The organism is Pseudomonas sp. P2S-1 (assembly GCF_057197725.1).
This window is the reverse complement of sequence record NZ_CM170068.1, coordinates 641,836-663,937: the sequence shown is the minus strand read 5'-3', so window position 1 is coordinate 663,937 and position 22,102 is coordinate 641,836. Positions and strand designations below refer to the sequence as shown.

At 65.9% G+C, this 22,102-nt stretch carries 18 protein-coding genes and 2 pseudogenes; 12 read left to right on the top strand and 8 right to left on the bottom strand.

All coding sequences use genetic code 11. The annotated features are described in order from the left end of the window. Positions 1-244: 244 nt before the first annotated feature. The 4 genes from AC2CQI_RS03120 (at position 245) to AC2CQI_RS03105 (ending at position 6,428) form a co-directional block, all read left to right on the top strand. Positions 245-1,777, top strand: coding sequence for a sugar ABC transporter ATP-binding protein (locus AC2CQI_RS03120; protein WP_484579134.1), 1,533 nt, complete (start codon positions 245-247; stop codon positions 1,775-1,777). Beyond that, positions 1,770-2,789, top strand: coding sequence for an ABC transporter permease (locus AC2CQI_RS03115; RefSeq protein ID WP_484579133.1), 1,020 nt, complete (start codon positions 1,770-1,772; stop codon positions 2,787-2,789). The genes AC2CQI_RS03120 and AC2CQI_RS03115 overlap by 8 nt, the downstream gene beginning before the upstream one ends. 25 nt (positions 2,790-2,814) lie before the next feature. Next, positions 2,815-3,870, top strand: a complete 1,056-nt coding sequence (locus AC2CQI_RS03110) for a substrate-binding domain-containing protein (RefSeq protein WP_484579132.1) — start codon at positions 2,815-2,817, stop codon at positions 3,868-3,870. Positions 3,871-4,040: 170 nt separating this feature from the next. Next, on the top strand, positions 4,041-6,428 hold the full coding sequence (locus tag AC2CQI_RS03105; protein WP_484579131.1) for a TonB-dependent receptor plug domain-containing protein: 2,388 nt from the start codon (positions 4,041-4,043) through the stop codon (positions 6,426-6,428). Positions 6,429-6,460: 32 nt separating this feature from the next. Here AC2CQI_RS03105 and AC2CQI_RS03100 read toward each other — a convergent pair whose 3' ends face one another. From AC2CQI_RS03100 to AC2CQI_RS03090, 3 genes and pseudogenes are all read right to left on the bottom strand, one after another. Further along, positions 6,461-6,919 (bottom strand): DUF3574 domain-containing protein, encoded by a 459-nt coding sequence (locus AC2CQI_RS03100; RefSeq protein WP_075805593.1) that lies wholly within the window; start codon positions 6,917-6,919, stop codon positions 6,461-6,463. 274 nt (positions 6,920-7,193) lie between these two features. Then, positions 7,194-7,379 (bottom strand): annotated as a pseudogene (locus tag AC2CQI_RS03095) (methyl-accepting chemotaxis protein); the annotation flags it as partial. A 138-nt stretch (positions 7,380-7,517) separates the two neighbouring features. Then, a pseudogene (locus AC2CQI_RS03090) lies at positions 7,518-7,676 on the bottom strand (PAS domain-containing protein); the annotation flags it as partial. 681 nt (positions 7,677-8,357) lie between these two features. Here AC2CQI_RS03090 and AC2CQI_RS03085 point away from each other — a divergent pair. The 4 genes from AC2CQI_RS03085 to AC2CQI_RS03070 all read left to right on the top strand — a co-directional run bounded on the left by AC2CQI_RS03085 (position 8,358) and on the right by AC2CQI_RS03070 (position 11,262). Next, complete coding sequence (locus tag AC2CQI_RS03085) at positions 8,358-9,626, top strand: MFS transporter (protein ID WP_484579130.1); 1,269 nt, start codon at positions 8,358-8,360, stop codon at positions 9,624-9,626. Then, positions 9,623-10,066, top strand: a complete 444-nt coding sequence (locus AC2CQI_RS03080) for a GlcG/HbpS family heme-binding protein (RefSeq protein WP_075805590.1) — start codon at positions 9,623-9,625, stop codon at positions 10,064-10,066. Before AC2CQI_RS03085 ends, AC2CQI_RS03080 begins: the two co-directional genes overlap by 4 nt. Further along, positions 10,063-10,725, top strand: a complete 663-nt coding sequence (locus tag AC2CQI_RS03075; protein WP_484579129.1) for a helix-turn-helix transcriptional regulator — start codon at positions 10,063-10,065, stop codon at positions 10,723-10,725. The genes AC2CQI_RS03080 and AC2CQI_RS03075 overlap by 4 nt, the downstream gene beginning before the upstream one ends. 162 nt (positions 10,726-10,887) lie before the next feature. Then, positions 10,888-11,262: a GFA family protein gene (locus tag AC2CQI_RS03070; RefSeq protein WP_484579128.1), complete on the top strand. Its 375-nt coding sequence runs from the start codon at positions 10,888-10,890 to the stop codon at positions 11,260-11,262. Positions 11,263-11,266: 4 nt separating this feature from the next. Here the strand turns inward: AC2CQI_RS03070 and AC2CQI_RS03065 are convergent, their stop codons facing one another. Together AC2CQI_RS03065 and AC2CQI_RS03060 are read right to left on the bottom strand one after the other, a co-directional pair. Further along, positions 11,267-12,139 (bottom strand): phosphate/phosphite/phosphonate ABC transporter substrate-binding protein, encoded by an 873-nt coding sequence (locus AC2CQI_RS03065; RefSeq protein ID WP_484579127.1) that lies wholly within the window; start codon positions 12,137-12,139, stop codon positions 11,267-11,269. Then, positions 12,127-14,454, bottom strand: coding sequence for a putative bifunctional diguanylate cyclase/phosphodiesterase (locus AC2CQI_RS03060; RefSeq protein ID WP_484579126.1), 2,328 nt, complete (start codon positions 14,452-14,454; stop codon positions 12,127-12,129). The genes AC2CQI_RS03065 and AC2CQI_RS03060 overlap by 13 nt, the downstream gene beginning before the upstream one ends. Before the next feature lie 156 nt (positions 14,455-14,610). On the opposite strand from AC2CQI_RS03060, the gene AC2CQI_RS03055 reads away from it, so the two are divergent. The 4 genes from AC2CQI_RS03055 (at position 14,611) to AC2CQI_RS03040 (ending at position 18,426) form a co-directional block, all read left to right on the top strand. After that, positions 14,611-15,429 carry a molybdenum cofactor biosynthesis F family protein gene (locus tag AC2CQI_RS03055; protein WP_484579125.1) on the top strand — a complete coding sequence of 273 codons (819 nt, stop codon included), beginning with the start codon at positions 14,611-14,613 and terminating at the stop codon, positions 15,427-15,429. Next, positions 15,426-16,217 (top strand): SDR family NAD(P)-dependent oxidoreductase, encoded by a 792-nt coding sequence (locus AC2CQI_RS03050; RefSeq protein ID WP_484579124.1) that lies wholly within the window; start codon positions 15,426-15,428, stop codon positions 16,215-16,217. Before AC2CQI_RS03055 ends, AC2CQI_RS03050 begins: the two co-directional genes overlap by 4 nt. After that, positions 16,214-16,984, top strand: coding sequence for an SDR family oxidoreductase (locus tag AC2CQI_RS03045; RefSeq protein WP_075805583.1), 771 nt, complete (start codon positions 16,214-16,216; stop codon positions 16,982-16,984). Before AC2CQI_RS03050 ends, AC2CQI_RS03045 begins: the two co-directional genes overlap by 4 nt. A gap of 113 nt (positions 16,985-17,097) precedes the next feature. Then, a complete protein-coding gene (locus tag AC2CQI_RS03040; protein ID WP_484579123.1) occupies positions 17,098-18,426 on the top strand; it encodes an alginate export family protein in 1,329 nt (442 codons plus the stop codon). Positions 18,427-18,540: 114 nt separating this feature from the next. Here the strand turns inward: AC2CQI_RS03040 and AC2CQI_RS03035 are convergent, their stop codons facing one another. From AC2CQI_RS03035 to AC2CQI_RS03025, 3 genes are all read right to left on the bottom strand, one after another. Then, entirely contained in the window at positions 18,541-18,726 is a 186-nt protein-coding gene (locus AC2CQI_RS03035) for a hypothetical protein (RefSeq protein WP_484579122.1), read from the bottom strand. Between the two features lie 116 nt (positions 18,727-18,842). Further along, positions 18,843-19,676: an alpha/beta hydrolase gene (locus AC2CQI_RS03030; RefSeq protein ID WP_484579121.1), complete on the bottom strand. Its 834-nt coding sequence runs from the start codon at positions 19,674-19,676 to the stop codon at positions 18,843-18,845. 14 nt (positions 19,677-19,690) lie between these two features. Then, entirely contained in the window at positions 19,691-22,048 is a 2,358-nt protein-coding gene (locus AC2CQI_RS03025) for a TonB-dependent siderophore receptor (protein ID WP_484579120.1), read from the bottom strand. Between the last annotated feature and the right edge of the window lie 54 nt (positions 22,049-22,102).

The following is a 22,102-nucleotide window of genomic DNA, read 5'->3' as shown; positions in this document are numbered from 1 at the left end:
AGCGTCACTAACTCGATGATTTTTATGGATTACGACGCACTTTTAATAACCGCATCACCGGTACTTATGCTTATCGAACAACACGCCCCTGTCATGCCCAACACACTTTGTTGATCAACTGTTCACCCCTGAACAGTTACTCAATCACATATAACCGGAAAACTTTTTCCATACGATCTGGCTATTTGATTTTTAGTCGACCAGTGAATTTAATCGCCACCATTCATTGGTTCAGGACGTTCTTATGAAACTTCCACAGGCGCTGGTCGAGTTGCGCGCCTTGAGCAAGGACTTCGGCGCCCAGCGGGCGCTCGACCGGGTCGACTTGCAGGTTTTCCCCGGTGAAGTGGTCGCGCTGCTCGGTGCCAATGGCGCGGGCAAGTCCACCCTGGTGAAGATCCTCGCCGGCAGCCAGCCCCACGACGGCGGCGAGCTGCGGGTGCAAGGCACGGTGCAGCGCTTCGATTCGCCCCTGGTCGCGCGTCGGGTAGGGATCGTCGCGGTGCACCAGCATGTCAACGACGGCATCGTGCCGGGCCTGAGCGTGGCCGAGAACCTGGTGCTGGACGAACTGAGCCAGGCCCAGGCAAGCCCGTGGGTACGACGCCGCCGCCTGCACCAGCGGGCGGCGGCCATCGCCGCCGGCCTGAACCTCGACCTGCCCCTGCACGCGCCCATCGAACAGCTCGGCCAGGCCGAACGCCAACTGGTAGTGCTGGCCCGTGCCCTGGCCCTGCAACCGCGCCTGCTGATCCTCGACGAACCCACCGCGGCGCTGTCGGCAGCCGAGGCAGAGCGCCTGTTCGAACTGATCGGGCAACTGCGCCAGCGCGGCGTGGCGATCCTGTATATCTCCCATCGCCTCTCGGACCTGCAGCGCATCGCCGAGCGCGCGCTGGTCCTGCGCGATGGCCGGCTGGTCGGCGAATTCACCGCGCAACAGCTGCCGGAGGCCATCGAGGCAATGCTCGGCGCGGCGCTCGACGCCCACCGCTTCGTGCCCCGCCTGCCGGGCCGCGAAGTGCTGACCCTGCGCGGCCTACGCCTGCTGCCACAGACCCCGGCCTTCGACCTGAGCCTGCACGAAAACCAGGTGGTGGCCCTGACCGGTCTGCTCGGGGCCGGCAAGAGCGAGATTGCCGAGGTCCTGTTCGGCCTGCGTCGCCCCGCTGCCGGCAGCCTGCAGTTGGACGGCCAGCCATGGCAGCCGCGCTCGCCCCGGGACGCAATCCGGGCCGGGGTATTCCTCGCCGTGGAAGACCGTACCGCTGGCTCCCTGGTACCGGGCTTTTCCCTGCGCCGAACCCTCACCCTGCCCTTCCTCCAGCGCTTCAGCCGCGCCGGCTTTATCGACCGCCGCGCCGAAGCCGCCGCCGTCACCGCGCAGGTGAGCGCCCTGGGGATCAAGACCGCCGGCATCGACGCGCCCATGACCAGCCTCTCGGGGGGCAACCAGCAGAAGGTGGTGATCGGCCGCTGGCTGCTGCAGGACGCCCGCCTGCTGATCCTCGACGAACCCTTCCAGGGCGTGGATATCCGCGCCCGCCGCGAGATCGGCCGGTTGCTCCGTGATGGTGCCGGCCAGCGCGCGACCCTGGTGATCTGCGCCGATATCGACGAAGCCCTGGAAATCGCCGACTGCATCCTGGTGGTGCGGGATTTTGCCGTGGTCGCCGAATACCCCCGCGCCGACCTGAGCCGCAACGCCCTGGTGGCCGAGCTGGCCGGCAGCGCCGCCCCGACACCGCAAACACCAAGGAGTACCGCGCGTGCCTGATTCGCTTTCCCCTTCACGCCAGCCCGTGCCCCGGCGCTGGCTGGACGCCCTGATCCACTACGGCCTGCTGCTGGTGCTGGGCCTGATCGTGCTGCTGTTCAGCCTGCTCGAACCGGCGTTCGTCCAGGTCAGCAACCTGTTCATCATTCTCCAGTCAGTGTCCATCGTCGCCCTGCTCGCCCTCGGCGTGACCCTGACCATGGCCGTGGGCGGCCTCGACCTGTCCATCGGCGCAGTGGCGGCCATGAGCCTGATGATCGCCAGCTACGTGATGGTGGTGCTGGACTGGGGCCCGCTGCCCGCCATCGCCATCAGCCTGGCCGGAGGCGCGCTGGTCGGCCTGCTCAATGGCTGGCTGATCGTGCGCATGGGCATCCCGGACATCCTCGCCACCCTGGGCAGCATGTTCCTGGTGATCGGCGTGCAACTGATTCCTACCGGCGGGCGCTCCATTGCCGTGGGCATGACCCTGCCCGATGGCGAAGAGACCGAGGGCGTGTTCAGCCCGGCATTCCTCGCCCTGGGCCGCGGCCGGCTGTGGGACACGGTGCCGGTCCCGGTGCTGGTCACTGCGGTGCTGGCCCTGGCGGTCTGGCTGTTTCTCGAACGCACACGGATCGGCCGGCTGTTCTACGCCATCGGCGGCAACGAACAGGCGGCGCGCCTGGCCGGCGCCCCGGTGCAGCGCTACAAGCTGCTGGCCTATGTGCTCTCGGCCCTGCTCGCCGCGGTCGGCGGCCTGCTCCTGGCCGCCCGGCTCGGGCGTGGCGATGTCAGCTCCGGCAACGGCCTGGTGCTGGATGCCCTCGGCGCGGCGCTGATCGGCTTCGCCGTGCTGGGCGCGAAGAAGGCCAATGCCTTCGGCACCCTGGCCGGCGCCGTGCTGATCGCCACCCTGCTCAACGGCCTGACCATGCTCAACGCGCCCTATTACGCCCAGGACTTCGTCAAGGGCCTGGTCCTGGTGCTGGCTCTGATCTTCACCTTCGGCCTCGCCCGGCAGACCCGCTGACTTCATCGACTCGCAAGGACCCTCCATGAACCCATCACCCAAACGTTTCGTGCGCCATCTCCTCGCCGGGGTACTGCTCGCCGGCCTGGGCTGGCAAGCCCAGGCCAAGGGCCTGCCCGGCGCGCCCGCGCCCTTCGACAAGGGCGAGGTGCAGATCGCCCTGGTCGGCTACCTGTTCTCCGGCGACTTCCCCGAGGCCTACCTGCAAGGCGTGGAAAAACAGGCTGCCGCCCTCGACGTCAAGCTGCGCATCTTCGATGCCCGGCAGCAGGCGGCCAGCCAGCGCGAGATGATCGAGCGGGCCATAGACCTGGGTGTCGACGGCATCATCGTCCAGCTGGGGTTGGCGGAAACCCTGCGCGATTCGGTGGAAAAGGCCGTGGCCAAGGGCATCAAGGTGGTGGCCTTCGATGTCGACCTGAACAACCCCAGGGTCACCCAGATCGAACAGGACCACCACGCCATCGCCCAACTGGCCCTGGACAAGGCCGTGCAGGACAACGGCCCGGCGTTCAACGCCGGCTACGTCTATATCAGCGGCTTCACCCCGATGGAGCGCCGCGACGAGATCTGGCGCCAGGTCAAGGCGGCCCACCCGGGTATCGTCGAGAAGGCCCGTTTCGGCACCCTCAACCCGCCCGTCGCCAACTCCGTGGCCGACCAGGCCAGCGCCGTGCTGCGGGCCAACCCGGAGATCAACGTGATCTTCGCGCCCTTCGACGAGTTCGCCAAAGGCGCCAAGATCGCCGTGGATGAGGCGGGCCGTGCCTCGAAGATCAGGATCTACAGCGCCGATATCTCCACCGCCGATATCCAGATCATGAAGGAACCCGACAGCGCCTGGACCGCCACCGCCGCGATCAACCCGCAGGTGGCCGGGGCCATCAGCGTGCGCAGCCTGGCGATGCTGATCGCCGGGGAAAACCCGGGCCAGCGCCTGCTGGTGCCGCCGACCCTGATCAGCCGCCAGCAGCTGCTGGACCTGGACGTGAAGAACGTCCGCGACCTGGCGCGCAAGGTACCCGCGTTCGGCGACAGCGCGGCGATTGCCAGCCCGGCATGGATTCCCAAGGTGGACTGAACCCCGAACCCTGAACACTTGCGTGCAACGCCTCTGCCATACAGCGGCGCCTCCCCGCTTCAACTGCACTTTCAATCACAACTAAAAAACGGCTGCGGTACTGCCCTGCCCGACCACCTTCGAAGTGGTCGGCCGTTGACGGTATTGCCCGCTGTTCAAGGAGCGCTGCCATGCAACACCGCCCACTTTCACTGCTTGCACTTGCGATAACCTCTGCACTTTTCCAGATAAACGCCCAGGCTGAAGACACCCTGCCGAGCGGCGAAGACGCCGAGCGCCTGGACACGGTGCTGGTCACCGGCACCCGCGGCACGGCGCGTACCGTGCTGGACTCGCCGGTACCGGTGGACGTGCTCACCGCCGCCGACCTCAAGGCCACCGGCGCCAGCAACGGTGAACTGGGCCAGGCCCTGCAGACCCTGCTGCCGTCGTTCAGCATGCCGCGCCAGTCCAACTCCGGCGGCGCCGACCATATCCGCGCCGCGCAACTGCGCGGGATGAGCCCGGACCAGGTGCTGGTGCTGGTCAACGGCAAGCGCCGGCACACCTCGGCGCTGGTCAACGACTCCTCGAAGATCGGCCGCGGCACCGCCCCGGTGGACTTCAACTCGATCCCCATCAGCGCGATCAAGCGCATCGAAGTGCTGCGCGACGGTGCCGGGGCGCAGTACGGCTCGGACGCCATCGCCGGGGTGATCAACATCATCCTCGACGACGCCCCCGAGGGTGGTGAGGTCTCCACTACCTACGGCGCCTACCACACCCACCAGGACGCCATCGGCCGCACCACCACCGATGGCCAGAACAGCCTGACCACGGCCAAGGGCGGCGTGCGCCTGGGCGAGGATGGCGGTTTCGTGCGCGGCGGCGCCGAGTACAAGGAGCGCAACCCGACCAACCGCGCCGGTTTCGACGGTTTCGACAGCACGCCAAACCAGCGCAACTATGTGATGGGCGACGGCTCGACGCGGGACGTCAACCTGTGGTTCAACAGCTCGCTGCCCCTGGGCGAGCGCGAGCTGTATTCCTTCGGCACCTGGAACGAGCGCCATTCCACCGGCGCGCAGTTCTACCGCTACCCCTACGAGCAGCCGCAGTTCTACCCAAATGGCTACCTGCCGCAATCCCTCGGCACCAACCAGGACCTCTCCGCCACGGCCGGTTTCAAAGGGCTGCTGGGCGCTGGCTGGGACTTCGACAGCAGCCTGACCCACGGCCGCAACCGCTTCGAATCGGCAAGCCGGCGGACCCTGAACGTCAGCCTCGGCGCCGACTCGCCGACCCGCTTCGACACCGGCGACTACGAGCTGCGCCAGACCACCGCCAACCTCGACTTCAGCCGTGAACTGCGCCTGGCCGAGCGCTCCTTCGTGCTGGCCGTGGGCGGTGAATACCGCTACGAAAACTACCTGACCACGGCCGGCGACCCAGCGTCGTACTTCGGCAGCGGCGCCGATGGTGCCAACGGCCTGCGCCCCAGCGAGGAAGCCGACCTGGAGCGCAAGGTATTCGGCACCTATGCCGAGCTGTCCGGCGACCTCACCGACCGCCTGTTCGTCGATGCCGCCACGCGATGGGAGCATTACGACGATGCCGGCAGCAAGCTCACCGGCAAGCTCAGCGGGCGCTATCGCCTGACCGAGCAATGGGCGCTGCGTGGCGCGGTCTCGAACAACTTCCGGGCGCCATCCCTGGCGCAGATCGGCTTCCAGCACACCACCAGCAACTTCGGCGATGGCGGCACCCTCACCGATGTGCGCGTGCTCTCGGTCAACGACCCGATTGCCAGGGCCCTGGGTGCGGAAAAGCTCGACCCGGAAACCTCGAAGAACTTCAGCCTCGGCATCACCGCCCAGCTCAGCGAGCGCTTCGATGCGTCCCTGGACTTGTTCCGCATCGACGTGAAGGACCGCGTCACCCTGTCCCAGCGCATCGGTGGCGACGCCTTGGAGCAATACATCAATGACACCTTCGGCGTGGCCGGGGTGCATGACGTCAACTTCTTCACCAACGCCGCCGACACCCGCACCGATGGTGCCGAACTGGTGCTCAACTATCGCCAGCCGTTCTACGACGGCCAGTTGACCCTGACCGGTGCCTACACCTGGAACCACACCAAAGTGACCAAGACAAAGGGCACGCCTTCGCAGCTCACCGCCCTGGGTATCGGCAACGATGCACTGGTGGGTGTAGAGGAGCGCAACACCCTGACCGACGCCGCGCCCAAGGACCGTTTCGTGGTCTCGGCCAACTGGACCAGCCAGCACTGGGGCCTGCTCGGCCGCCTGACCCGCCAGGGCGAGACCACCCGGGTCTTCGACTTCGGCGACAGCCAGCCGGAGCAGACCTATGGTGCGGTATGGCAACTGGATGCGGAGGTGCAGTACAAGTTCACCCCGACCTTCGATATTGCCGTGGGCGGCAACAACATCACCGACAACTATCCGGAGCGTTCGAGTTCGACCATCAACTATGGGGGTAACTTGCCGTATGACGTGCTATCGCCGATCGGCACCAACGGAGCTTATTACTATGCCCGGGTAACTTACGGATTCTGACAATCAGGGGACTTCGGTCCCCTGATGCGTTTTCAGAAGGAGACTTGCGCCGGCTGTGACAGGCGCAGTACCGACAGGTCCCCGGTAATCCGTTTCCAGGCCAGGCGAATGGCCTCGATATCCTTGCCGGCCTGGGCGGTGTCGGGATGCAGGATCACGATGACGCGGGTGTCCAGGCGCTCGGGTTCCTTCGCCCCGTGATCCCGCCATTGGCCGTAGGCGTTCAGCACGCTGAAGCCATCGGGGAAGCGCGGGGTCACTTCCTGGTCGAGAAATTCGCGCCAGCGGGATTCGCTGATCACCTCCTTGCCGCCCTCGAGTCGACCGAGGGCGAAATACAATTCGGTGCGCTGCCAGGCGGCCTGGGCAGGACGGCTGGGGTCGCCTTGCAAAGTTGAACTTTCAGGGTGGGTTGTGTGAACGGGAAGTTGGGTATTGGCACAGCCGGAAAGTGCAACCAGCACCGAGGCAAGAACAAGACGGCGAAACATGGAATATCCTTTTCGAGTTATAGGCGAGGCACTATAGGAAGGAATATCCGGAGTTCAAAATAACCAATTAACAGTGAGATATAGCTGTGTTGACTGTAATGGCCTCATCGCTGGCAAGCCAGCTCCCACAGGGATCGCGTGCACCGCTGAACCTGTGCTGTACCTGATGCATCCATCACAGGCACAGCACAATCCCCAGAGCACCGCTGAACCTGTGGGAGCTGGCTTGCCAGCGATGAGGCCATCACAGACAACACACCTCTTATCTGTCACTCAACATCGCCTGAATCTGCTGCGTCGCCTGCCGGGTACTCTCCGCCAGCTTCTTCACCTCCTCCGCCACCACCGAGAACCCGCGCCCCACCTCCCCGGCCCGGGCCGCTTCGATCGCGGCATTCAGCGCCAGCAGGTTGGTCTGCTCGGCAATGCTCTTGATCACCCCCACCACCGTGGCGATCTGCGCGTAGGTGGTCTGATTCTGCGAGAGCATCTGCTCATGGCTGGCCTGGGCACTGCGCTCGTCGCTGATATCGCGCACCGCGCCGATCACCCGCACCAGCACGCCACGCTCGTCGCGCACCGCACAGCCGCGCTCACGGCACCAGATGTAGCCGCGAACCTTGTGCCGCATGCGGTATTCGAACACGTACTCGCCACTGGCCCCCGGCTTGAGGATCTCGCGGTCGAAGATCGCCATGATCTGCGGCAGGTCGTCCGGGTGGGTGATGCCGACCTGGGTGTCCCAGCCATCCGGCATTTCCGTCGGCCCATAGCCCATCACCGCACGGAACTGGTTGGAGATGCGCATATGGCTGTCCGGGTGCTGCAGGTCGCCCTGGGCCACCTTGATGTCCCAGGTGCCCTCGGTGATGGTGGATTCCAGTTGCGCCCAGATCGCCGCCTGCTGGCGGTGCGCATCGAGCTGCTGCTCCAGTTCGCCGACAAAGGCCTGCAGGTCGCTGCAACGCTGCTCCAGGCGCTGCACCTCGGCCTCGGCATTGCGGCTCTGGCCCCGGGCCTGCTCGACCTGCTGGCTCAGGTCACTGCCGAGGGCGCGCACCTCGTCGAGCTGCCGGCCATCCTGCTGACGGGCCATGGCCAGCTCGCGCAAGGCTGCCAGCACGGCCGGATGACGCTGCAACTGCGGCGTTTCCACATCGCCCCACAGCTGGCCCTGACTGATCCGCGCCAGCAAAGGCTCCAGCTCCCGCACCCAATGATCGTTCCTGAAAAACATCAGTGCACACCGTTCGGCAGTGAAAAACACCGAGTTGACCGGATTGTGCCGGTTACGTCTTGCATACGGGTGCCGGGCACTTGACCGTCGCTGCCAGAGGCGCGCCGTGCCTGGCAGGCAGACACATGCCCACGACAGGCTGGGTCAAGACGGCGCAGGCGCAAGCGGGTAAAGTCGGGCGGGCCCGTTCTTCCTCCGGCCATGGCATCCCGTATCGTGAAACCCGAGCAACAATCCCGCCCCAACCGCTGGCCCGCCGTGCTGCGCTCCCTGCACCACCGCAATTTCCGCCTGTATTTCATCGGCCATGCGGTGTCCACCCTCGGCACCTGGGTGCAAACCGTGGCCCTGTCCTGGCTGGTCTACCGCCTGACCGGCTCGGCCGCACTGCTGGGCATCACCACCTGCGCTACCCTGCTCCCACAACTGCTGGTAGGCCCGATCGCCGGGGCCTGGATCGACCGCCACGACAAGCGCCGCCTGCTGATGAAGGTCGAAGCCATGCTCGGTGCCCAGGCCCTGTTGCTGGCGGCGCTGACCGGGCTGGAGTTGATCACGCCCACGCTGATCGTGATCCTCGCCACCACCCTGGGCATCCTCAATGCAGTGGACACGCCACTGCGCCAGTCCCTGCTCAGCCGCCTGGTGGACGACCGCGACGACCTGCCCAATGCCCTGGCCCTCAACGCCATGCTGTTCACCTGCTCGCGCTTTATCGGCCCGCCGCTCGCAGGCCTGCTCCTGGCGCTGACCGGCGAGGCGCTGTGTTTCGCTCTGAATGCGCTGTCCTATGGCGGGCTGATCCTCGGCCTGCTGCTGATCCGCCTGACACCGGGGGAAAAGGCCAGCGGCAGCATGCGCAACATGTTCCGCGAAGGGCTCGACTACGTGCTGGCCTCGCCCTCGTTGCGCGGCCTGATCTTCGGTGTGCTGATGGTCAACCTGACCGCCTCCACCTATGCCGTGCTGCTGCCGGTGTTCGTCCACGATATCTTCGCCGGCGACGCGCGCACCCTGGGCTGGCTGTGGGGTGCTGCCGGGCTGGGTTCGCTGTTGTCCACCGTGCTGCTGGCCGGCAACCAGAGCAGCGAGCGCCTGCGCGGACTGATCCTGTTCTCCGCGATCGCCAGCGCCCTCGGCCTGCTGCTGTTCGCCAGCAGCCGCAGCCTGCCGCTGTCGTTGCTGGCGATGCTGATCCTCGGCTTCGGCGTGACCATAAACAACGTCGGCACCAATATCCTGTTGCAAGGCCAGGCCCCGGAGGCGCTGCGCGGGCGCGTGGTGTCTATCTACACCTCGACCCGCTTCGGCTTCGATGCCATCGGCGGCCTGCTCGCCGGAATACTTGCCGCCCATATCGGCGGTCCCTGGGCGATGCATATCGCCGCCGCCCTGCTGGCCCTGTACTGCCTCTGGCAACTGTTGTTGCGTGCCCGTCCTGAATCCACCCTCGAGGAATCCGCCCCATGAGCGACCTGCTGCGTCAGCAACCGACCATTACCCTGCGCCTGGCCATGCAGGCCCTTGGCGCCGCCGTGGACTTCGCCGAACAGGCTGGCGTGCGGGTCAGCGTGGCGATCCTCGATGCCAGCGGCCAGCCGATCCACAGCGCCCATATGGACGGCGCGCCCAGGCCCTGCCAGACCATCGCCCTGAACAAGGCACGGACCGCTTCCGGGTTTGGCGTGCCCACCTCGGCGTGGGAAGAGCGCCTGCAGAAGACCTCGCAGGCGGTACGCGAAGGGCTGCCACTGCAGGCGGACCTGGCGCTGTTCGGTGGTGGCGAGCCGTTCGTGCATCAGGGCCAGGTGATCGGTGCCATCGGCGTCTCGGGGGCGTCCGAGGCCATGGATGTGAACTGCGCCCGCGCCGCCGTGGACAAGGTCCGCGCGCTGCTGGAAGGCGCATGAACGGCGTCAGCACGGAAGAGCTCGGGCGTTACTGCCTGCACGCCTTCAGCCAGCAGGTGCCGGCCAGCCTGGCGGCGTTCTATCGGGTCGACAAGCAGTTGCTGGCCTGCGATTTCCAGTTGCTCGGCATGCAGCCGCCGATGCACCACCGCTATCTGGAACACTACCGCCATCTCGACCCGCTCAAACCGGACAACTGCAAGGCCATCGGCTTGCCGGTGGTCTCGCTGCGCCAGGGGCTGGCTCATCACGATGCGGCCCATGGCCGTGAGTACCTCGGCTTTCTCGACCAGCACCGGGTGGTGGATGTGGTGGAGATCATGGCCTGGGTCGACGGGCGGCTGGCGGCAGGGGTTTCGTTGTTGCGGGATGGTTCGCTGGGGGCGTTCAGGGTCGAGGAGCTGGAGCGCCTGTTGCCGCTGCACGGGTTGATGCAGATGGCAGCGCGGCAGTTGCCGGTAGCCGTGTCGGACCGGCTGGGCGGGTTGACGCCGAGGGAGCGGGAGATCGCCCTGCTGCTGCGTGACGGAGCCTGCAACAAGACCCTGGCGCGGCAACTGGAACTGGGCTTGCCGACGGTGAAGACCCATCTGATCAATCTGTTTCGCAAGGTGGGGGTGAGAAACAGGACGGAGTTGGTGGGGGTGTTGTTCCTTTAGTTTTCCGGCGCTGCTGATGGCCTCATCGCTGGCAAGCCAGCTCCCACAGGGATCGCGTGCACCGCAGAACCCTGTGGGAGCTGGCTTGCCAGCGATGAGGCCATTAGCAGCAACACATAATCCTGATCTAATCTCCCAGCTCGCCTACAAAGGACTGCCCCGATGCCCCAAACCACCTACCAAGGCGGCTGCCTCTGCGGCTTCATCCGCTACAGCGCCCAAGGCCCCGCCGAGAAGCCCCACACCTGCTCCTGCCGCAACTGCCAGCAGCACAGCGGTGCCCTCACCACACTCTGGGTCGAATTCCCCCGGGACCGTATCGAATGGACCGGCCCAGGCGGCGCCCCTGCCCTCTACCGCTCCTCGGACTATTCCAGCCGCGCCTTCTGCCCGCGTTGCGGCAGCTCCCTCGGCGCGGTGGACGACGAACCGGTGATCGCCCTGCTGGTCGGCGGATTCGACGACCCGAGCGGCCCCGAGCTCAAGCCCGAATACCATTCCTTCGAAGACTGCCAGCCCGCCTGGTGGCGCACCTGACCACTCAGCCCCCTGGCCGCGTCTCCATCATCCGCACCAGCGGCGCATATTCCGCGCGGCTCACCGGGGCGATGCTGCTGGCGTCCTGGGACGCGAGGAACGCCGCCAGCCCGTCCTGGTTCTCCAGCATCGCCTTGCGAATCAGCGCCTTGTACTCGGCGCAGAGATTGCCGCGGAACACGTAGGGGTCGTAGTAGATCCGCTCCGAGCGCCAGAGCACATTGAAGGTGTCCCGGGTGATCCTGCCGCTGTTGAGATAGGCATCGGCCCGCACGCTGGCGACGAACGCCGCATCCACCCGCCCTTCGAGCAAGGCGTCCATTGACTTGTCATGGGACCCGGAATACGCCACCGAACCGAAGAAGCGCGACAACGGCATGCCCACCTGGGCGGCGAACTCGACATTGGGCACCACGCTGCCCGAGGTGCTAGCCGGGTCGCTCAGCGCCCCCCGCTTGCCGCGCAAGGCTTCAAGATCTCCCGCAACCTCGCGTTTTGCCAGCAGCAATGCCTGATAGTGATGCCCCGCCGGGGTGAAGTAACCATTCTTGATCGCCAGGCTGGCGAACGGCTCGATCCGCGGATCACGCTGCTGCGCCAGCGCATAGGACGCCGGCCCCAGCCAGGCAATATCGACGCCACCGGAGACCACCGCATCCACCACGCTTTCATAGGACGACGCCGGGACGATGGACACCGGAATCCCCAACGTGTCGCTCAGCCGCTCCAGCAGCGGCTGATAGTCCTTCATCAGCTCTTCCATGCTCTTCTTCGGAATCACCGCGATGCGCAAGCTGGGCTGCCTGCACTCGGCGTAAACGGACAGGCTGAACAACGTGGCGAACATCAGGCAAAACAGTCGGGTCAGTGCTCGCATGCGGTTTCCGTCGCGTCCATGAAGGGAGGGTATTCGTGCAACTGGGCCACCGTCAGCGGCCGGCTGAAGTGGTAGCCCTGGGCATAATCACAACCGGCCAGGCGCAGGTAGACCACCTGCTCGCGGGTCTCCACGCCCTCGGCCACCACCTCAAGCCCCAGGCGCTTGGCGAGAATGATGGTGGACAGGACGATCGGGCTGTCGTCATGGCTGTTGGAGAGCTGGGCGATCAGCGAGCGGTCGATCTTCAGGCGGTTGATCGGCAGCGCCTGCAAATGGGAGAACCCGGAATAGCCCTGGCCGAAGTCATCGAGGCTGATGCTCAGGCCGGCGTCACGCAGGGCCTTGAGGTGCTTGATGCCCTGGCCTTCGTCGTCGAGCACCGTGGTTTCGGTGATTTCCAGCTCCAGCCGGCGCGGGTCGACGCCATGCTGGCGGATCTCCTCCAGCAGCCGCGCACTGAAATCCGGCTGGCGTAGTTGCAAGGGCGAGACATTCACCGCCAGCCCCGAGGGAATCCCCCTTTCCTGCCAGCGCACCAGTTCCTCGCAGGCCAGGCGCAGCACTTCCCAGCCGAGGGCGACGATAAAGCCGCTGCGTTCGGCCAGGGAGATGAAACGGTCCGGGTACAACAGGCCGAACTCCGGGTGCTGCCAGCGCACCAGGGCCTCGTAACCTTCCACCTGCATCGAGTCGAAGCGCACCTGCGGCTGGAAATGCAGGACGAACTGGCGCTCCTTCAAGGCCGAGCCAAAGGCTTGCTCCAGGGCGAACTCGCCGACATTGACCACGTTCAGCGACGGATCGAAGAAACGGTACTGCCCGCGCCCGGCCTGCTTGGCCGAGTACATGGCGGCGTCGGCATGGCGGATCAGCTCGTCCACCGACTGGCCATCCCGCGGGCAGATGCTCACGCCGATACTCGGGCTGCTGTTGAGTTCATGCTTGTCCAGGGAATAGGTGGCCGACAGCTTGTTCAGCAGCATGCGCACCCACAGGTCGATCTGCTCCTCGGTACGACTGCCGGCCAGCAGCACGACGAATTCGTCACCACCAAAACGCGCCGCTTCATCCCCCGGTTCCAGGGCCCGGCTGATGCGTCCGGCCACCGCCTGCAGGAGCAGGTCGCCGACCTTGTGGCCGAGGGAGTCGTTGATCGACTTGAAGCGGTCCATATCGATGAACAGGACCGCCATCAGGCGCCGCTTGCTGCGCTGCTCGCCCAGCACCCGCGCGGCGGTTTCCATGAACTGGCGACGGTTGTGCAGGCCGCTCAAGTGATCGGTGGCCGCCGCATGGCTGCTGCGCCGGTGTTCTTCTTCCAGGCGCTGGATCAGTTGCTGGTTGATGGTCTGGGCCTGCTCCAGGGCGGCGAAAGCTTCCTCGCGCTTGCCCAGCACGCGCCAGGTCCACAGCGCGCCACCGAGCACCAGCAGGGTCATGGCCAGGTTGAGCCAGAGCTGACGTTCGTATAGCGCCTGCGACGGCGCAAGGATCTCCTCCTCGCGCTGGCTCACGGCAATGCTGAAGCCCCGTGGCAGGACCTTGCGGAACAGGCTCTGGTAATGCCCGTCGAGGCTGTACTGGCTGATGCCACCGGAGGCCTCCAGGGTGTCCGGCAGGTCCGGTTTGAGCGTCTCGCCGGCCACCAGCACGCCGCTGTTGCCGATGCGCAGGCGCTCGTGGCCGGCGCTGTCGAGCAGGCGCATCAGGCCGCTGCTGCCCAGGTCGATATGCTGGAACAGCACCGCCAGGTAGCCGATATCCAGTTGCACCAGGAGGATGCTTTCGGCATCGCCCCGGGACGGATCGGTCAACGGCAGCAGGAATGGCAGACGCCAGTTGATCTCTTCGGCATCCTTGGCCGAAGCGTCCAGCGGCGGCAGGAAGGGCTTGAAGCCATAGCGGCTGGTATGTTCGCGCAGCGCACGCAGCCAGGGTTCGGGCAACTGGCCGGGTTCATCGCGGTGGCTGGCGGAGAGCAGGCTGCCATCGGCGCGGTACAGGCTCATGCGCTTGAGCACCGGGTCTTCGGCGAGCATGCGCACCAGGCTCAGGCGGCCCTGGCCACCGTCGCGCATATCGGCCTGGGCGGCACGGCCGATGGTCTGCGCACGATCCACCAACTGACTGAGGTTCTCGGCAGCCATGGTGGCCAGGTTGAGGTGTTCGGAGGCCTTGGCGGCCAGCGCTTCCTGCGCGGACGTGGCCTGCTGCTGGAAGAACAGCCCCCAGAGGAACAGCAGAATCGCCGCAGACGAGGAAAGCAGCAGGAACTGCAGCACATTGAGAGAGGAAAAAGACCGGCGGATCACTGCAATTCATTCCTGCCGCTGAGTGATGGCACATTACTACCGCTTTATGACAGCCAGATGACTGGTATACCGCCACCTCAACCATCCGGTTGATACCGCCCGACCGCCCTGCCCGGCACCATCACGGCTCCAATCAACAACAACGAGCCACCTCCCATGACCACCCATACCGACTGGATTTCCGTAGGCGCCCTGGCCGACGGTTTCGCCCCCGAAGCCTTTATCCTGCCGCAACTGGCCGAGCTGGCCGGGCAGCGCATGACCCTGAACTTCGCCAATGGCTGGTCCATCGAGCACCGCTTCGACGCCGAGCAACTGCACTGGCATGCCGCCGACGGCCACTCCACGGGCAGCGCGCCGTACCGCGCCACCTCGGTGCGTCCGGGCATCGTGCTGGTGGACTTCCTCAAGACCGAGAACGGCCAGACCTGGTCGATCTCCCTGGTCCTGGACACCCTGAGCCAGTCCTTCACCGCCGTGATCGGCAGCATGCCCGAGGCCGAGGAAACCCACCAAGGCATGTTCCACCGCGCCCTGTCCGGCAAGGCCCTGACCTGCGTCGAAGCGCAGTTCCTCCACGGCACCCTCGACCGCCCATGGCAAGACGGCGCCTGCCCGCACGCACTGACCACCGAGCTGGTGGGTATCCGCAACCGTTACCGCTACAGCCCGACCGAGGAATACGAGCACATCTACCTCAACGAGAACTTCTATACCTGGCAGTGCCTCAAGGGGGTCGAAAAAGGCCTGTGCGACACCGACCGCTGCCACTACTACAAGATTGCCGACGAGCTGTACCTGTTCGTCTGGCGAGAGAAGATCATCCCGACCCTGGGCCTGGTGATGATCGACCTGCGCGAGCACCGCAGCGACGGCAAGATCTTCGGCCATGCCGAAGGCGGCTTCGAGGCCTTCAGCAACTTCCCGGTGTCGTCCTACTGCAACCTGATCAACACCACGGTCCACGACAAATGAGCCGCACCGTGCTGGTGACCGGTGCCGGCAGCGGCATCGGTGCAGCCTGCGCGCGGCGCCTGGCGGCGGCCGGCGACCAGCTGGTGCTGGTTGGCCGGCGCCGCGAGGCACTGGAACAGGTGGCCGCGGACACCAACGCCTTGGTGCTGGCCGGCGATGCCGCCGACAGCGCCACCTGGCACGGTTTCGTCGAGCAGATCCGCGCCCGCTTCGGCGGCCTCGATGCGCTGGTCTGCTGTGCCGGCGGGCATGGCCTGGGCACGGCGCTCGAAACCGACGACGACGCCTGGGAAGCCGCCATGCGCGGCAACCTGCACAGCGCCTTCCACAGCGCCCGGGCCTGCCTGCCACTGCTGATCGAGCGGCGCGGCAGCATCGTCCTGCTCGGCTCCATCGCCTCCCTGGCGGCGGGGCCGGAGGTGTGCGGCTACACCACCGCCAAGCATGCGCTGGTGGGGCTGAACCGCTCCCTGGCGCGGGACTTCGGGCCGCAGGGTGTGCGGGTCAACTGCGTCTGCCCGGGCTGGGTGCGCACGCCGATGGCCGATGCCGAGATGCAGCCGCTGATGGAGCGTTACGGCGAAGACCTCGATGCGGCCTACGCCCGGGTCACCGCCGACGTGCCACTGCGCCGCCCGGCCACGGCGGACGAGATCGCCGCGCTGTGCCAATTCCTGGTCAGCAGCGAGGCGTCGATCATCACCGGGGCGGTGATTGCGGCGGACGGTGGTTCGACCATCGTCGACGTGCCGACCCTGGCCTACACCCGCATGGAGAACGACGCATGAATGCACGCTTCGATTTCAGTGGCCAGCAGGTGCTGGTCACCGGCGGCGCCCAGGGTATCGGCCGGGCCATCGTCGAGGGCTTTGCCCGGGCCGGGGCCGAGGTGCTGATCGCCGACCTCAACCTGGCCGGTGCCCAGGCGCTGGCCGATGAGCTGAATGGCCAGGGCCACCGGGTCAGCGCCAGCGGTATCGACCTGGCCGACCGCCAGGGCATCGCCGGCCTGCTGGCGGGCCTGCCGCGCCTCGATGTGCTGGTGCACAACGCAGCGTACTTCCCGCTGACGCCGTTCGAGCAGATCGACGAACCGCTGCTGCGCCGGACCCTGGACGTGAACCTGTCGGCGCTGTTCTGGTTGACCCAGGGCGCGCTGCCGCTGTTCCGTCGCCAGGGTCGCGGCAATGTGCTGGTGACCTCCTCGGTCACCGGGCCGCGGGTGGCCTATCCCGGGCTCAGTCACTACGCCGCGTCCAAGGCCGGGGTCAACGGCTTCATCCGCAGTGCGGCGCTGGAGCTGGCGGCCCATGGCGTGCGGGTCAACGGCGTCGAGCCGGGGATGATCCGTACCCCGGCCATGGGCAACCTGGGCGACGACGGCCTCAATGCGCGTATCGCCCGTGGCGTGCCCCTGGGTCGCCTCGGCGAGCCGGAGGATATCGCCGCGGCGATGCTCTTCCTCGCCTCGGACAATGCCGCCTATATCACCGGCCAGACCCTGATCGTCGATGGCGGCGCAACGCTGCCGGAAACCATGGCGGCACTGGACTGAAGACTGGCCATTGCGGTCAAAAGCGCTGGCAGCCACGAACAAGACTTGCCCCGACTGCCAGCGCCCTAATAGCCACTGATCTGCCAAACAAGAACCGCATTGGGGAAGCACACATGGACAAGCAACACCGCCTGTTACCACTGGCCCGGGCCGTCGGCCTGAGCCTTGCCAGCCTGGCAGCGGCGCAACCGGCCCTGGCCTACGAGCTGTACGCCGACGAAGACACCCACCTCAACGCCGACATGCTCGCGGTGTACGGCATGTTCAACAGCCGCAAGAACTACGACGGCAGCAGCGGCGGCTCGACCTGGCGCGAAGGCTTCATCAAATACGGGGTCAGCGGCGACCAGGGCCTGGGCGGCAACGGCACCTTGTACGGCACCTTCAACCTGGTCAGCTCGGCGACCTGGGGCGATGGCGATGCCGCCGGCAATACCGATGGTTCCGAACGCACCACCAAGATCGAGGATGCTTTCCTTGGCTGGCGTTCCGGCGACCTGTTTCCGGCCCTGGGCAAGGATGGCGTGGACTTCTCCGCCGGGCGTCAGGTGGTCAAGCTGGGTAGCGGCTTCCTGATCAACGACGACGGTCCCAACCTCGGCAAGGGCCCGGCGGACGGCGCATTGAACCGTGGCGGCGCCTACTACCTGGCAGCCCGTCATGCCTTCGACCGTACCGCCGTACTGAAACTCGGTGGCCAGGACGGCCTGCACGGCAGCGTGGTCTGGCTGAAATCCGACAACCGCGCCCAGGCCGAAACCGAACTGGCGGCGGGTACCCTGGACTACACCGCCGAAGCCGGCACCCTGGGCCTGACCTGGGTGCATGGCCTCGACGTGGTCGACCAATGGGCCAGCGACTTCCAGAAAGAGCGGGAGAACATGGACGTCTACAGCCTGCGTGGCGAAGGCAGTGCGGGCATCGAGAATGCCAGCTTCGCCTTCGAATACGCCTGGCAGGACAAGGACGCGGGCCCGGAAAAGGCCTGGTACGCCGAAGCGGGCTATACCTTCGCTGATGTCGCCTGGTCGCCCAAGGTCACCTATCGCTATACCCGTTACTCCCAGGGTTGGGACTCGCTGTTCACCGGCCTGAGCACCGGTTACGGCACCTGGTTCCAGGGTGAGGTGGCGGCCAACTATTCGGGGCCGTTCAACAGCAATACCGGCATTCACCATGTCGGCCTGAAGGCCACGCCGCTGGAGAACCTGACCGTGGGCGCGCTGTACTTTGATTTCCATACCCTGAGGACCCGCGACACCCTGAATCTCGATGCCCGCGAGCTGGATTTCTATGCGGAATGGGCGGTGAACGAGCACCTGATCATCAGCCCGGTGATCGGCCTGTACCAGCCGAAGAAGGATGAGACGACCGGGGGGAATCAGGTGGGGGGGAATGGGACCAATGTGTATAGCCAACTGACGGTGGCGGTACCGTTCTAGATCTTCATTGCTCTTGAGGGCCCTATCGCTGGCAAGCCAGCTCCCACAGGGATCGCGTACACCACCGAACCCTGTGGGAGCTGGCTTGCCAGCGATGAGGCCCGCAAGAACACCTCAACCATCCGCCTTCTTGTCAGCCTTCTCCTGCTTCACCACCTGCTGTTCCCGATCGCCCCACAGCCGGTCCTGCTCGGCCTGGAACTTCGCCTGGAACTCCTGGATCCGCTCCATACCATCCGCCGCCTGGGCCGTGCCGACCATTGCCGACAACAGACCCGCCACCGCCATCACCTTGAGCATCCGCATCACTCACCTCGAACATTCCGGGCGCACCAGGAAAGTGGCCCTTGTTGCGAGCCAGTCTATGGAGCAACAGCTAACGCCAAGGTGAGGCGCGGATGACAATTTCGAAAGTTTCAGTAGCGCCGCGTGCTCATCAGCTCATCCAGCACCCGGTTCGGCACGCGGAACGGAATCGCTGCATGGTCCTCCCCCGCCTCGATCTGCAGGTCACTGCGCAAACCATACTGCGACAGGTTCTCCAGGCGCAGTTGCAACGAGCGCACATCCTGGATCTCCTGCGGCATTTCACGGTCCCCGGCACTCAGGCTCAGGCTGCGGTGGATCAGGTCCAGCTTGCCGGCATGGGCCTTGGCGGTGAACGCCCGTTCATGGGCCAGCAGGAAGCGGTCCTGCCACCACAGGCTCGGGCTGATCGCCACGTAGTGCTGGAACAGCTCGGGCCGGGTGAACAACGTGTAGATGGCGAACATCCCGCCAAACGAATGGCCGACCAGGCTGCGCTGGTCCTGGTCGATCTTGAAGCGCTGGTTGACCTTGGGCATCAGGCGCTTCTCGATGAAGTCGAGGAACACATCCTGCCCGCCCTGGGGCGGATCGTTGCGGTCGGCCGGAGCCGGCGGCGACAGATCGTAGGCGCGCCGAACGAAATCCAGCGGCGTGTCGCTCGGGTAACCGATCGCCACCAGCACCGCCCCGCGCAGGCGGTCCTGGGCGCGCTTGGCGGCATGAAAGGCCGGGAAGTAGGCATTGCCGTCGAGCAGGTAGATCACCGGGTAGCCGCCGGTCCAGGGCACATCGCCCTCCGGCAGGCTGACCATGATCCGGTACTCGCGCCCCTCGGCACTTTTCATCGTCCATTGCTCGGTGCCATCTAGGGTCACCGGCTCGGCCCGCGCCAGCCCGCTGAACAGCAGGACCGTCAGGCTCATCATCCAGGTACGCAGCATGTCCGTTCCTCCCCTTACCAGCGATAGCTGAGGCTGGTGACCACGCTGCGCGCTTCACCGCGGTAGCAGTAGCCGTCCTGGCAATTGATGAAGCGCTCGTCGAACAGGTTGCGCGCATTGACGCCCACTCGCACGCCGTCGAGACCGCCGCCGAAGTCGTAGTGCACGCCGGCATCGACCAGGGTGTAGCCCTCGTTCTTCACCAGGTTGGCCGCGTCGCCATAGGTGCTGCCGGTGTAGCGCGCACCACCGGAAATGCCGAAGCCGAACGGCAGCTTGTAGTCCAGCCACAGCGAGGCCAGGTGGCGTGGCACGTTCTTCGGCACCTTGCCCTGGTCGCCGTTGTTGCCCTTGGTCACCTCGGCATCGTTGAAGGCGTAGCTGGCGGTCAGGCGCAGGTTGTCGTTGACGTCGGACACCGCTTCCAGCTCAAGCCCACGGGACACCTGCTCGCCGGTCTGCACGTTGTTCAGCGGGTTGACCAGGTCGCGGGTCTGCACGTTGCTCTGGGTCAGGTGGTAGAGCGAGGCGGTCAACAGCGTGCTGCTGCCCGGCGGCTGGTATTTCACGCCAACTTCGTACTGCTTGCCTTCGGTGGGCTTGTACGGCTGGCCCGTGGCGTTCACGCCGCTGACCGGCAGGAACGAGGTGGCGTAGCTGGCATAGGGCGCCAGGCCGTTGTCGAACAGGTAGAGCACGCCGACCTGGCCGGTGGTGGCCGAGTCGCTGGTGGTGCTGTTGATATCGGTGAGGTTGTCGTCACGCCGCACATGCACCCAGTCGCGGCGCAGGCCGGCGGACAGGCGCCATTGATCGAGTTCGATCTGGTCCTGCACATAGGCGCCCATGCGGTGTTCGAGGCCGTCCTGGTCGGCCAGCGGCGAGGTCGGCTTGGCCACCGGCTGGTGGTAGTCGGGGTTCCAGCGGTCGATGGTCGGCGCGGGGCCCATGGCATAGAGCAGCGAGGTGTCGAGCCAGGCATAGTCGACACCGCTGACCACGGTGTGGTGCAGGTTGCCAGTGGCGAAGCGGCTGACCAGGCGGGTGTCGGTAGACAGGGAGTTCATGTCCTCGTACAAGCCCACGGCGGAGCGTTCGAGGATATGCCCGTCGATGACCGCGGTCGGCTGCAGGTACTGGTTGGTGGTGCTGACCTGGCCGTAGCGCAGGTTCTGCTGGACGCTGAAGGTGTCGTTGAAGGCGTGCTCGAACTCGTAGCCGAAGGTCCACTGGCGCTGGTGCAGCTTGTCGAAGTACTCGTCGCCCTGCCAGAAGTGGGTCAGGTGGTCGCCTTCCTGGAGCATCATCGGCGAGGCAGCGGTCTGGCGTTCCTGGTACTGGGCCAACAGGGTCAGGCTGGTGTCCGGGTCGATCTGCCAGCTCAGGGATGGCGCCAGCAGGCGCGAATCGTTGTCCATCTGGTCGACCGAGTAGCCGGAGTCGCGGTACAGGCCGACGGTACGGAACAGCACGTCGCCGGCCTCGTCCAGCTTGCCGCCGATATCGAACTGGCCCTGCTGGTGATCGTAGCTGCCGCCCTGCACCTGCACTTCGTTCTTCGCCAGCAGGCTCGGGCGCTTGCTGACCCGGTTGACCATCCCGCCGGGGCTGATCTGGCCGTAGAGCACCGAGGCCGGGCCCTTCAACACTTCGATTCGCTCCAGGGCGTAGGCCTCGGTGGAATACAGCGACAGCCAGCCGCTGCCGGGCTGGCGCAGGCCGTCGAGGAAGTCGGCGGCGATGGTGGTCTCGAAGCCGCGCACCTGGATATTGTCGAAACGTGGGTCCAGTCCCGAACTGCCGACCCGCACCCCGGCGCTGTAGGCCACCGCGTCCTCGACCTTGTTGACCTTGCGGTCGTTGATCTGCTCGGCGGTGACCACGCTGACGCTCTGCGCGGTTTCCAGGATCGGCCGGTCACTCTTGGTGGCGCTGCTGGCATTGCTGGCGAAATAGCCGGTGACCGGGGCGAAGGCGCTTTGCATCGAGGTGCTTTCGATGCTGGTCGGCGCCAGTTGCAGGCTGGCCTCGGTATCACGCAGCACCACGTAGCCGGAGGCGGTCTTGTGCGCCACCAGGCCGCTGCCCTTGAGCAGCCGGTTCAGGCCGTCTTCCAGCGAACCGCCGCCACCGAGGCCGGCGGTGCTCAGGCCGCGCACATCATCGGGGGCGAACGACAGGGTGATCCCGGAGCGCTCGGCGAAACTGCTCAGGGCCTGGGCCAGCGGGCCGGCGGCTACGGCCGGTGCTACCGGGGTTTCGGCGCGGGCCGGCAGGCTGGCGACAGCGCCACCCAGGGCCAGGGCCAGGCACACGGCGCGGGACAGGGAGCGAGGCTGGAAAGGGATCGACGGGGGACTGTTACGGCGCATTCAGGAGTCCAATAAGGGAAGTGATATCCCATAACCGGACGAGTCCATGAAGTC